Source organism: Streptomyces sp. ISL-100, from assembly GCF_018614615.1.
Taxonomy (GTDB): Bacteria; Actinomycetota; Actinomycetes; order Streptomycetales; family Streptomycetaceae; genus Streptomyces.
In genome coordinates this window covers 112,964-124,819 of the sequence record NZ_JAGGOK010000004.1, presented here as the reverse complement: position 1 = coordinate 124,819, position 11,856 = coordinate 112,964, and the positions used below count along the sequence as shown (strand labels likewise).

10 protein-coding genes are annotated in these 11,856 nt (G+C 70.0%); 7 read left to right on the top strand and 3 right to left on the bottom strand.

Annotated features, from left to right (window positions below):
* The first annotated feature begins 32 nt into the window (after positions 1–32).
* The 5 genes from J7E89_RS02840 to J7E89_RS02820 all read left to right on the top strand — a co-directional run bounded on the left by J7E89_RS02840 (position 33) and on the right by J7E89_RS02820 (position 6,249).
* Positions 33–473 (top strand): hypothetical protein, encoded by a 441-nt coding sequence (locus tag J7E89_RS02840; protein WP_214967848.1) that lies wholly within the window; start codon positions 33–35, stop codon positions 471–473.
* Complete coding sequence (locus J7E89_RS02835) at positions 437–4,216, top strand: hypothetical protein (protein ID WP_214967845.1); 3,780 nt, start codon at positions 437–439, stop codon at positions 4,214–4,216. The genes J7E89_RS02840 and J7E89_RS02835 overlap by 37 nt, the downstream gene beginning before the upstream one ends.
* A gap of 120 nt (positions 4,217–4,336) precedes the next feature.
* Positions 4,337–4,654: an antibiotic biosynthesis monooxygenase gene (locus J7E89_RS02830; RefSeq protein WP_214967842.1), complete on the top strand. Its 318-nt coding sequence runs from the start codon at positions 4,337–4,339 to the stop codon at positions 4,652–4,654.
* Positions 4,655–5,000: 346 nt separating this feature from the next.
* Positions 5,001–5,429: an Rrf2 family transcriptional regulator gene (locus tag J7E89_RS02825; RefSeq protein WP_214968131.1), complete on the top strand. Its 429-nt coding sequence runs from the start codon at positions 5,001–5,003 to the stop codon at positions 5,427–5,429.
* A gap of 82 nt (positions 5,430–5,511) precedes the next feature.
* Complete coding sequence (locus J7E89_RS02820) at positions 5,512–6,249, top strand: NIPSNAP family protein (RefSeq protein ID WP_214967840.1); 738 nt, start codon at positions 5,512–5,514, stop codon at positions 6,247–6,249.
* Between the two features lie 516 nt (positions 6,250–6,765).
* Here J7E89_RS02820 and J7E89_RS02810 read toward each other — a convergent pair.
* The 3 genes from J7E89_RS02810 to J7E89_RS02800 form a co-directional block, all read right to left on the bottom strand.
* Positions 6,766–7,845: an acyl-CoA desaturase gene (locus J7E89_RS02810; RefSeq protein ID WP_214967838.1), complete on the bottom strand. Its 1,080-nt coding sequence runs from the start codon at positions 7,843–7,845 to the stop codon at positions 6,766–6,768.
* Positions 7,846–8,716: 871 nt separating this feature from the next.
* Positions 8,717–8,893, bottom strand: coding sequence for a hypothetical protein (locus J7E89_RS02805; protein WP_214967836.1), 177 nt, complete (start codon positions 8,891–8,893; stop codon positions 8,717–8,719).
* A gap of 343 nt (positions 8,894–9,236) precedes the next feature.
* On the bottom strand, positions 9,237–9,713 hold the full coding sequence (locus J7E89_RS02800; RefSeq protein ID WP_214967834.1) for an NUDIX domain-containing protein: 477 nt from the start codon (positions 9,711–9,713) through the stop codon (positions 9,237–9,239).
* 251 nt (positions 9,714–9,964) lie between these two features.
* On the opposite strand from J7E89_RS02800, the gene J7E89_RS02795 reads away from it, so the two are divergent.
* Together J7E89_RS02795 and J7E89_RS02790 are read left to right on the top strand one after the other, a co-directional pair.
* Positions 9,965–11,008, top strand: coding sequence for an alpha/beta hydrolase (locus tag J7E89_RS02795; RefSeq protein WP_308315307.1), 1,044 nt, complete (start codon positions 9,965–9,967; stop codon positions 11,006–11,008).
* 90 nt (positions 11,009–11,098) lie between these two features.
* A complete protein-coding gene (locus J7E89_RS02790; protein WP_214967830.1) occupies positions 11,099–11,854 on the top strand; it encodes a ZIP family metal transporter in 756 nt (251 codons plus the stop codon).
* Positions 11,855–11,856: the final 2 nt, after the last annotated feature.

Here is an 11,856-nt window from a genome sequence, read left to right as displayed (position 1 = left end):
GCGTTGTCAGTGGCCGCCCCTACAGTGAATGCGTGATCGAAACGGGGGCGGTTTCTGTGTGGAGCGTTGAGGTCGAGGGGTATTCGGCGGGGCTGGACGACAAGCTGGAATGGTTCTTCCGGAACCCGCGCGGCGGGAAGCTCAAGCAGGTGCCCAAGAAGGTGGCTGGGCGGCCCGAACTTGAGTGGATGCGGGAGCTCCGGCGGCAGGTGGTGGCGCACGAGGCGCAGTGCCGGGAGTGGGCCGGGAAGTGGGCACTCGCCGGTGCGGTGGTTCCGCAGGAGCTCGCGGAGAGCGATCCGGTCTGGCGGGAGGCGCTGGAGGAGGCCGGGGGCGTACTCGGGACGGCCGACGCGGAGGCGGATGCCGGGGACGGCGGACTGATTGCGCGGGCCTACGTCCACAGCCCTTCCGAGAGCACAGGGTCGTACAGGTCATGGGTGAGGACGTGGCGCCTCATCGCGATCGCGTGATGGCGTTCTTCCAGTGGGAGCGGGCAGAGGGCTTCGCGTTGGGCATCGCGGACGCGCAGGAGGAACTTCCGTTTCCTGAACGGGCATTGGCCGCTCACCCCGGGCAGGAGGAGATGGTGCTCGACGCGGCATTCCGGCTGCGGAGGGCCGGGCTGTACAAGAAGGACACCGACGCGTTCTTCACGTGGCTGGAGAAGTCCGCTCCGGCTCTGCTGCCGGTCTTCCTCGACGCCGCAGCCGAGCAGTACCTCACCCATCAGTACGACTACATGGACGCCGCCGCGTATTTCGGGCGGGCCCGCAAGGCCGAGCGGGAACAGGCGCGCACGATGGACCAGGGATGGCTCAACGCTCGCTACCAGGCCTTCGCGGACGCCGGCGCGCTCTCCGGCACCGCGCTGCGGGCACGGGCCAAGGAGCTCGCGGTGCGGGGATCTGCGACGGTCGAGCAGGCCGTGGCGTTCCGGGATGTGCTGGCGCGGCGGATCGTGGCCGGTCACGGGACGGGTGGGGTCTATCCGCAACTGCCGACCGACCTGCGCAGAGTCGCCAAGGCCGCCGGGCTGGACCCGGAGGAGGAGCTGGCCACGCTGCTCGAGGAGGCCGGGGTGGTCGGCCGGACCTCCCTGCACGAGGACGCCTTCTGGACGGACGTACTGAAGGGCCGGGCCTTCGACCTGTTCTGTGACCGGCAGCCCGACCTGGCGCGGGCGGAGGTGCTGGACATCTGCCCGGACCGGAGAGTCAGGCACCGCCTGTGGCAGACGCTGCTGGAGCGCAGCGGTGCGCTGAGCCGGCTTCTTGGCGACGTACCGAGTGTGACGGCTGTGCCTGTCGGGGAGACGGCGCGGTGGTTGGAGCGGTGCCTGGAGTCGCTCCGCGACCGCGAGGGGCCCAGCCAGGTGATCCACGAGGTGGCCGAGCGGATCGCCCTCCGGCTGGCGGCAGACGGCGTGCCACTGGAAATCCAGTACAAGCCCATGAGGCGGGACGGCATCCTCTGTGTGCCGCTCGATCTGATGGACCTGCTGCTGGAGCGGGGAGTGCCGCTGGCCGACCCGCCCAAGCGGCTGGGCAGCCCCCACATGCGCAACCTGAAGGTCGCTCGCCGACCCGAACTGCGCTTCCTCACAGCCGATCCGCGGTTCGCGCGGGAACTGCGGTCGCTCATGCGGGCCGTGCTGGACATGGAGAGCGGCTTTACCGTCGGCGGCAACAACTGGTACCAGCCGCATGAACTGAAGGGCTGGCGCGAGGTGCCGGAGCTCTTCGCGAACGACCTTGGGCATGAGGTGCTGCGGGAGTGGTTCGCGGACGAGCGGGCGCGGCTGGGCGCCGGGCTCTGCCTGGGGGAGCTGGCGCTGCTGCTGGGGCGGTTCGTCCACGCAGGGGGCGCGGTGGACGCCGTCCTCAAGGACTCGGCCGCGGCGGCCGAGTTCGCCGCCGTGGACCTGCTGGGGATGCTGATGGCCGAACTGCCGGACGTGTTCGACCGGGTGGAGATCGAGACGCTGGTGAGGGAACTGCCGACCATGCGGATCGCAACCTCGGACCAGTCCGAGAGGACCGTGCTCGACCGGCTGAGGGCACTGCTGCCCGAGGCGCGGGCGGACGAGCTCCGATGGGCCCATCGCCAGAGGGTTCAGACTGCGGTCAACTGCCGTGCGGGACTCGACCGGCTGGTGAAGCGGCTCTCGCCCGAGCCGGAGGCCGGAGCTGGAGCCGAAGCTGAGGCCGAAGCCGGGGCCGGTAGAAGGGGTGTGGTCGGGGGAGCCGCGACCGCAGTCCCGCGGACACCTTCCGGTTTCGCGTGGATCTTCGCCGAGCTGGAAGCGCTGGCCGCCGCCGGCCAACCGGTGTGGCAGGGGAAGCCGGAGAGCCGTACCACTGAGATTCAGCTGGGTTTGAACCTGTCCCGGAGGTTCATGACCGCCCACGCCTTCACCGCGAGGCACGCTCTCGGCGCCGTGCCCCGGGGCCGGCGCAGGAACACCCTGGACGCCGAGGAGTTCGCCGAGTACGCGGCGTGCCCCTTCGTCGGCGGCGGCGAGGAGCATGCGGGACGCTGGCGCATCGTCCGTACGGAGATCCCCGAGGGCAGGAGCGCGTTCAACGGCTGGGCGTATCGGACGGAGACCTCCGCCGCCGTCGTCCTGGAGGGCCGCAAGGGCGAGCGGACACTCCTGGAGTACGCGCCCGGCGGTGACTTTCCCGAGGACGGCCCGCTGGCGGCGGCCGGGTCGAAGATGATCGACGCCCAGGTGCTCAAGCCACAGCGCTCCGCCGCCTGGTACGCGCGCTATGCGCAGCTGTGGCGGGAACGCGGAGGCATCCCGGCCAGGCCGGAACTCGCTGCCGCGTTCGCCGCGCGGCTCGGGCTGACCGTGGCCGACGCGACTGTCCTGCTCGTCGCGCAGCTGGACTGCGAGCCGCACCAACTGGCTGAGCCGAACCCCAGGTTCCCGATGATGTCCTGGCCGGACAGGCCCTGGAAGGTCCGGCGGGCGGAGGCCGACACCGCGGTGGAGGGCTTCACTGAACTCCTCAGCCCGGCGGACGTCGCCGAGCTCTACGACCGGCTGCTGCCCGACGACCCCGAACTGCTGTGGACGGCGGGTCCGGACGTCGAACGGGCCGCCGCCTGGTGGCTGGAGCGGTTCGGCGAGCCGCAAGCCGTACCGGCGAATCTGCTGGCGCTCGCCCAGAAGGAGATCACCCGTCCCAAGGGCGAGTACGCCCACCCGCGCGACAAGGGCGAGGACCTGTGGTGGCCGGCGCTCCGGTTGCCCGCGCTGACCGGCCGGATCGCGGCTGGGGCCGCTGTGCTCGACCGCGACCTGCCGGCGCTCACGGGCGAGCCGGACCTGCTCGGCCCGGTGCGCGTCGCGGCCTGGCTGGCGTACCGCACTCCCGCCGGGGACCCGCTCAGACCGGCGATCGGGGCGGCGATCGCACGGCTGCGGGCCGAGCTGGCGGCGGGGCACGGCCCGCTGACGGTCTTCTCGTTGCAGAGCAACTACCTCATGGGGGCGCCGGAATCGCCCGAATCCATCGGGCTGACCAACCATCCGGCGGTCGCCGTGGAGGAGGACCCGACGTACCGCATGCGCAATGTCCGCATCGACCCGGCGGCGCTCACCGGCGCCGGCGACCCGGTGCTGGAACGGCTGGATGACTACCTCGATTCCGTGCTGCCCTCGCAGTGGCTGCCGACGGCGTCCGGGCTGCCGGCCCTCGCCGACCTGCGGGTGCTGCTGTCGGAGGAGTTCGGGGCACTGGGCGAGCACCTTGCGGCTGACGCCGGACGGGCCGCGGGTTGGGAGCAGGACCCGTCCCGGTCGGTTCCCCATCTGGTGGAGGCGTGTGCGGCGGCGTACGGGCTGAGCGCCGACGCGGCGGCGTACCACCTGATGCTGCTGGCGCTGCCCGACCCGACCGACCGGCACGTCAAGGAGTGGACCGGCTGGAAGCCCGCGCGATTCAAGGCCGCCTGTGCGGAGCTGGAAGCCTCCGGCCGGGTCATCAGGGCCGACCGGTCCCGCGCGGGGCGTGCTCTCTTCGTGGCCGGCACGTGGCTGGAGCGCAAGGCCCCGCGCTTTCCGCTGGAGGCGGCCAAGGGGCGGACGCTCGGACCGGTGGCCGCCGAACACCGGTCCACGGCCCACACGGCGGTAGTGCCGCACGGGCCGATACCGGCCCTCTTCGAGCAGACGTGGGCGGAGGCGACCGCCAGGGCCTGCTAATGCTTCGTCAGGTTCCGCGCCGGGTGCGGCCTTCGAAGTGGTCCAGGCCCAGTCCGTGCTTGAGCTCGCGCTAGTCGTGCTCGATGCAGCACAGGACACAAAGGTGGCGCCGCGTCCGCGTTGCGTGACACCCTGATGACCGTGATCATCAGGGTGAGTGAGGCACGCATACGTCCTGAACGTTTCGAGGCGTTCCGCGACATGATCGTCTCTGCGGTACGCGAGTTTCCCAGCCGCTACCCAGGGCTGGTGGACCACGAGGTACTGCTCGCGCCGCCTGACTCGCTGCTGTACGTCAGTCGCTGGCGCAGCGAGCAGGATTTGGTGGGCTACGCCGGCGAGCACTGGCGTGACGAGCCCGTGGTGCTGCCGGGCGAGGACGAGTACCTCGTCGGACCACTTCGGGTGCGGCACTTCACGCTCGCATCTCTGAGCTAATTCAGTTGCGGGGCGTGCGGCGGGTGCGTGCCGCCGCGCTGGAGATCTAAGTCAACGCCTATATTTCCTCCGCGACTTCGTGCCGCCCTTGCCGCAGTGCCTCGGCAGCTCGCCCGGGCTCTCGGCGGCGACGGTGGACGCGCCTCCCCCAGCAGGGAGGGCCGACCACCAGGCGTTCGGCGAGCGCGACCTGTCCGCCGGCGACTAGTTGTACGTCTGAGCGGAGGGCATCCACCGGCAGCCATTAGCCCACCAAGGCGGGTCGTGCTGCGCCGAGTTCTGGACGACTGATGTGGCTTGACTACGGGTACGCTGTAACAGAAGCTGTTGCAGCTAGGAGGAAATGGTGGCGGCGAACAGTCGATTGACCATTGCGACGCATGCGTTGGCCTGGCTGGCGTTGGCGCAACGCCGTGGCCAGGAAGTTCTCACTTCGGAGCAGGTCGCAGCCAGTGTCAACACCAACCCCGTGATCATCCGGCGCAGCCTCGGTGACCTGCGGCGGGCCGGCCTGGTGGAGGTCCGCCACGGCGCTGGTGCGGGCTGGAGCCTGGCCCGTGGGCCGGAGGGGATCACCCTGCTTGAGGTGTACGACGCCGTCGGTGCGCAGCCATCGTTCGGCATGCACCACACCGAGCCCAATCTGGAGTGTCCGGTCGGCCGAGGCATCCGCCCCGCCCTGAGCGGAATCTACGGTCGGGTCGAGCAGGTCATGCGATGTGAGTTGGCGGACACGTCGATCGCCGATGTACTTCGCGAGACGCTGGTGCACTAGCCGACAGGCCGGTAGTCGGACCGTCGCCATATCGCTTGTTGTAACAGAGACTGTTTCAGCAACTGAACGAGGAGTAAGGCTGATGAAGGCTTTATGGTGTCCGGTCGTCGAACTGCGGCAGTACACGCTGCACCCAGGACAGCGAGACGTACTGATCGATCTGTTCGACCGGGAGTTCGTCGAGCCCCAAGAGGCAGTGGGCATGACCGTCCTGGGGCAATTCCGCGACCTGGACGACCCCGACCGGTTCGTCTGGCTCCGCGGCTTCGACGACATGCCGCGCCGTGCCAAGGCGCTGGAGAGCTTCTACGGCGGGCCGGTCTGGCAGGCGCACCGCGACAAGGCGAACGCGACGATGATCGACTCTGATGACGTACTGCTGCTGCGGCCGGCCTCGGCACGTGGAGGGTTCCCAGTGCCGGTCGGCGCCCGACAAGTCCCCGGCGAGCCGGCGGCATTGCCGCCGTCGCTGGTCCTCGCCACGATCTGGTACGGCCACGGCCCGTTCGACACTGCATTCGTCGAGTTCTTTGAACGGCAGGTGCGGCCCGTACTGGCCGAGACCGGCGGCGAGCCATTGGCGTACCTACAGTCGGAACACGCCCCGAACACCTTCCCGGCGCTACCGGTACGGATGAACGAGGAGGTGTTCGTGTGGTTCGCACGTTTCACCGACGAAAGCCACATCGACGATCACCTGAATCGCTTGCAGCATTCAGAACGCTGGCGCGCGGAGGTGCTGCCGACCCTCTCGCAACGGTGGACCAGGACCCCACAACGGCTACGGCTCGCGCCCACCGAGCGGTCAATACTGCGGTGAGTTCCGAGGTAGCCAGCGGGTAGAAGGCGACTGGCCGGACCACCGGAAGGTGATCGACGCGATCGCCTTCATGTTCCAGACCGGAACGCCGGCGGTGCATTAACCGCCCACACGGCCCACAAGTGGGTCCGCCCCTGACACACAGAGGGCGAAGCCGGCCTGCACGACCGCTCCAGCAGGCCCCACACGACACCGCACCGAACCAGGCCTGACATTGAGGCCCGGGTGTGCCGGCTGCGGCAGGACCGCTAGCTCGGCCCGGCCTCCATAGTGCGGTCGAGACCACTCCCGCCTTGCGGACAGCGAGATCCACCCCGACGAGAAGGTCGCGACCTGCGCGGGCTTCCTCACCCGCGCGGCCGCGTTCTTGGGCCTGCCTACGGTCCTGCATTAGCAACGGCCAACGGTCCCAGGCCCTGGCAGACTCCCTGCACACTGCATCCACCACCGCTGCCACACCGCGCTCGTAGGCAAGCCACCCATCAGCCGAGTCAATAACCCTGCGGGTCAATACCCCTAGGCCTTGGACAGGGCGGCGGCCGCACGGGCCTCGCGGATCGGGGCTCCTGCCTGGTGGAGGCTGGTGAGCGCCTGGCGGTACGAGGTGATCAGGCTGGTCTCCAGGTAGCTGATGCCGAGATCCCGGCAGTAGTCCCGGACGATGACCTGAGCCCGCCGCAGGTGCGGGGTGGGCATGCTGGGGAACAGGTGATGCTCGATCTGGTAGTTCAGCCCGCCGAGCATGATGTCGGTGAACCAGCCGCCGCGCACATTGCGGGAAGTGAGCACCTGGCGGCGCAGGAAGTCGGGACGGTCGTCGCCGGTCAGGATCGGCATGCCCTTGTGGTTCGGGGCGAAGATGGATCCGAGGTAGACGCCGAACAGGCACTGGTGGACAGCCAGGAAGGCGATCGCCATGCCGGGCGGCAGCACCAGGAACAGCGCGGTCAGGTAGACGGCGAAGTGGCCGAAGAGCAGCGTGCCTTCGAGGGTGCGGTTCTTGAGCGTGCGGTTGGCCAGCGCTCGTACGCCCGCCACATGCAGGTTGAAGCCTTCCAGCGTGAGCAGCGGGAAGAACAGGAAGGCCTGCGAGCGGCCCAGCAGCCGGGGCAGCCCCTTGGCCGCGCGCGCCTGGTCCTGGGACCAGACCAGCACGTCGGGGAGGACGTCCGGGTCGAGCTCCGCGTGGTTGGGGTTGGCGTGGTGGCGGGTGTGCTTGTCCTGCCACCATCCGTAGCCCATGCCGATGCCGATGTTCCCGGCGAGGCGGCCGGAGCGCTCGCTGGCCTTGCGCAGCCGGAACACCTGACGGTGGGCCGTGTCGTGCGTCACCAGTGCGACCTGGCCGAAGGCCAGGGCGAGGAAACCGGCGACCGCCAGCGTCCACCAGCTGTCGCCGACGAGTACGAAGGCGATCCAGCCGCCGGCGTAGAGCGCGGTAACCGCGGCGATACGAGCCGTGTAATAGCCGGGGCGGCGGCCCATCAGCCCGGCCGCGGTGATCTTCTTGGACAGCTTCGCGAAGTCGCTGCCGGATTTCTGCGAGGCCGAGGCCGAGGCCGAGGCCGGGGGGCGTACCGAAGTCTGCACTGGCATAGAGAGGAGTCCTTTTGGTGGAGGCCGGGGGAGAGGGCGGGCGTAAGGGGGAATCCCGGGGATGCGCCCCCGGTCGGGCGACGAGGCTCAGCGGCATCGCCGACGGCCGGACGGGGGCCACAGGCGCGCGGTGGAGGCTCGCGGCGCCAGGTATTCGCGGATTTCGCGCCGCACCATCGGTCTGGGGCCGCCGATGGCCGGGAGAAAGTGGGGATTCGGTCGGCCGGGCCGGCGGAGCTGAGCGAGCGGGCTGAGCGGCAGTGTGACCTTGCCTTCTGGGTCTTCTGCCAGGGACCGTCTCCGGCCTCGTGGATACGGGCAACCAGGCTGTCGGCGGCGTAGGCGACGGCTCTTCCCTTGCCACGGTAAACCACATCCGATCGGCGGCCCGGCCGAAGTGGTCCTTTCTACCTCCCCGGCCTTGCCCCAGTGCCGCCCGGTCAGGGACGTTCCGCTGGGTCTGTATGCCGCGGCAGAGGCCCGTCACCACGCCGGGGCCGCGATTTTGAGGCCTGTACGGCGTAGGGCCCCGGCCCGGCGTAGGGACTCTCTGCCCACCTCCGCAGCCTCGCGCCCCTGTGGTGCGAATCACTTCCGGCCCCCTCGCGGATCTCCTGCCGAAAGCGGCGTTCCAGTACGTCTGAGAAGACCCCCTGCGTGGGTTCCCCGGTCCGTACGGTCCGCCCCGGACGCTCGATGAGGGCCTGCGTGAAGGTCTCTCCCGCAGTGAACGTCGTGCCACTGGTCAGTACCGTGACCGGTCCCGTGTACCGGGGCACCGGCGAAGTAGGGGCGGCCGGTGAGACGCGCGGCGAGTCGCTGCTGCCCCAGCCTGTCGGATCCGCCGCCATCGATCCGCAGGCAGCCTTGGTCACCGGGCAGGTCGGCGTACCCGACCCGGCCGCCCCACGTCGCGCTCCTGGATGTACGTCTTGATCCGGGCCGCCGGCGCCGGGTCGGGGATGACGGTGCCGGGCCGGACCTGGGCGAGAGTCCCGGCGTCGACGGCGAGGAGGGTGACATGCGCGTCGTACGGCGGCGACAGCATCTCCCGGAAGGCGGCGAACAGTTCGTCGTCCGTTGTCCCGGCGCTGATCCGGGGCCCGTGGCGGTCCCGAAAGCTGCCACCGGATCGCCGGCGCCTCGCGCATGCGTGAGGCAGGCAAAGCTGGAATGCGGAGCAGGTTCCGGTCGTTGGGTGAGCCGTCCACGTGCATCGACGCCCGGCCGGGGCGCCGTCCGGATCGTACGGTGAAGGCATCCCGTCGGCGGTGAGGTAGCGGGGCGAACCGCTGCTCCCGTACGGCAACCGTAGGGGCGGCGGGCAAAGCCATGCTGCTGGTGACGGTCGGCAGCGCGGCCGCCGCGACAACTTTGTCCAGAGGCGGGAATTACCCCTGCCGGTCCTCCAAGTGCCGGGCGAGCCGGTCGAGGAAAACGCGCTGGCCCGACACGAGCCGGGTACGGGCGCTCGCCGGCCCGCACCATTCGACCTGGTCGATCTCCGGGAACTCCTGCCGCACACCGGAGCCTCTCGGCCACTCCATGGTGAACGTCCCGAAATCCGCCAGAGCAGGGTCGAGATCCGCCTCCAGTGCCCAGACCGTGACGATCTTTCCGCTCGCCTGACGGGACTCGCCGAGGGCAATGAGCTCTCCGTCAGGCACCGGCAGGCCGAGCTCCTCCGTGAACTCCCGGCGGGCAGCCGCCTCCGGCGTCTCGTCCGGCTCGTACTCACCTTTGGGGATCGACCAGGCCGCGGTGTCGCGCCCGGTCCAGAATGGACCGCCCATGTGACCGATGAGCACCTCGGCCCCGTCGTCCGACGTCCGGAACAGGAGGAGACCCGCGCTTCGCTTGCCCGACATGCCGTCAAGTCTGCGCGTCAGGACCGTCTGATGCCATCGGGCGAAGCCGTGTCGTGCCCCGTATCAGATCAGATGCGGACGGGCGAGGCCAGGAGCGTACTGCCGCGGGGCCCAGGGCGGCGTATCCGGAGTGAAACGCGACGGAAACCCTGTGTGCCGCGGCAGGCCTAGGCTCGGAAGTACGGACGGATACGCCGATCGGCCGCTTCGCCCGCATGACCGGCCGGAGGCCCAACTCGGGAGGTGCGACCGTGGTTGACCATCCCGGCCGACGACTGCCGGGCGATAGCCGGCTGCGCCCCGTGGGGGACGGGGACGCCGAGCTGCACTATCGCGTCGTGCACGGATACCGGCGCGCGTACCGGATCGCGGGGGAAGGGCCGGCCGTCGTACTCATCCACGGCATCGGCGACTCCTCCGCCACCTGGGCCGACCTCATGCCGGGCCTGGCCCGCCGCTACACAGTGATCGCCCCCGATCTGCTCGGCCACGGACAGTCGGACAAGCCGCGCGCCGACTACTCGGTGGCCGCCTACGCGAACGGAGTGCGCGACCTGCTCGGGGCGCTGGGCATCGAGCGGGCGACCCTGATCGGCCACTCGTTCGGCGGCGGTGTGGCCATGCAGTTCGCGTATCAGTTCCCCGAACGGACCGAACGCCTGGTGCTGGTCAGTACGGGCGGAGTGGGAGCGGAGGTCAACCCGGTCCTGCGGGCGGTCTCCCTGCCCGGAGCCGACCTGATGCTCTCGGCCCTGCTGCTCCCCGGTATGCGGTGGCAGACGCGTGTCTTCGTCAGGCTGTTGAGGCTGCTCGACACCGATCTCGGCCAGGACGCGACGGAACTGCTCGACCTCGTCGACGCGTTGCCCGACGCGACTTCGCGCAGCGCGTTCATCAGGACGCTGCGGGCGGTTGTCGACTGGCGGGGCCAGGTCGTCACGATGCTCGACCGGTGCTACCTGGCGCAGGGGATGCCCACCATGCTCATGTGGGGCGGACGCGACAGCGTCGTCCCCGAGCGGCACGCGCACCGCGCGCACGCGGCGATGCCGGGGAGCCGCCTGGAGATCTTCGAAGGTGTGGGCCATTTCCCGTTCCACACCCGCCCCGTGCGCTTCCTCGCCCTCGTCGAGGACTTCATCGAGAGCACGAGCCCGGCGGACTGGAGCGCCGAGCGATGGCGGGACCTGCTGCTGGCCGGCCGGCCGGGGACGCAGGCAGGCAGGCCGGACGACGCCCACAACCGTGCCGTCGAACGCGGCCTGCGGGACGCGAGCGAACGCAGCGCCACCTGACAGAGGGCCGGCGGGGCCCGGCGGGGCCCGTTGGTGTGCGCGGCGGCGCATTCCGGCTGTTCATGTGCCGTTCCGGGGTACATGGGGGCCATGGATCAAGTCGTGCTGGCAGGGATGTGGGGGCTGGTGGCCGGGTCGGCCCTGCTGCTCGGGGCGGTGCTGGGGTACGGGGTACGGATCCCGCAGTGGGTGGTGGCGTCGGTGATGGCGTTCGGCGCGGGAGTGCTGCTGTCAGCGGTGTCCTTCGAACTGGTCGAGGAGGCGTACGACCAGGCCGGGCTGGCTCCGGCAGCCATCGGGACCGTGGGCGGGGCCGTGGCGTACACGGCGGGCAACGTATGGCTGGCGCGCCGCGGGGCCCGGCACCGCAAGCGTTCCGGTCACCGGCAGTCGCAGCCGTCGGAGGCTCAGCAGGCGGGCTCCGGGCTGGCGTTGGCGCTGGGCGCCCTGCTGGACGGCGTACCCGAATCGGCGGTGATCGGCGTCAGCCTTGTCGACGGCGGGGCGGTGAGCATGGTGACCGTGGTAGCGGTGTTCATCAGCAACGTGCCCGAGGGCCTTTCGAGCTCCGCCGGCATGCGGCGGGCCGGCCGCAGCAAGAAGTACGTCTTCGGAATCTGGGGCGCGATCGCTGCCGCGAGCACGGCTTCGGCGGTGGTCGGCTACGCCGTGGTCGGCGGGCTGCCGACCGCGGTGGTGGCGGCGGTGACGGCAGTGGCGGCCGGTGCGATTCTCGCGATGATCGCCGACACCATGATTCCGGAGGCGTTCGAGGACGCCCATCTGGCGATCGGCCTGATCACTGTCAGCGGCTTCCTGGTTTCCTTCGCGCTGTCACACGCATGAGC

Bases quoted from the DNA above. Each gene is read 5' to 3' on its own strand.
- J7E89_RS02835 (WP_214967845.1), top strand. From the start codon at position 437: ATGGGTGAGGACGTGGCGCCTCATCGCGATCGCGTGATGGCGTTCTTC.
- J7E89_RS02820 (WP_214967840.1), top strand. From the start codon at position 5,512: ATGAAGGCTTTATGGTGTCCGGTCGTCGAACTGCGGCAGTACACGCTG.
- J7E89_RS02810 (WP_214967838.1), bottom strand. From the start codon at position 7,845: ATGCCAGTGCAGACTTCGGTACGCCCCCCGGCCTCGGCCTCGGCCTCG.
- J7E89_RS02805 (WP_214967836.1), bottom strand. From the start codon at position 8,893: ATGCTGTCGCCGCCGTACGACGCGCATGTCACCCTCCTCGCCGTCGAC.
- J7E89_RS02800 (WP_214967834.1), bottom strand. From the start codon at position 9,713: ATGTCGGGCAAGCGAAGCGCGGGTCTCCTCCTGTTCCGGACGTCGGAC.
- J7E89_RS02790 (WP_214967830.1), top strand. From the start codon at position 11,099: ATGGATCAAGTCGTGCTGGCAGGGATGTGGGGGCTGGTGGCCGGGTCG.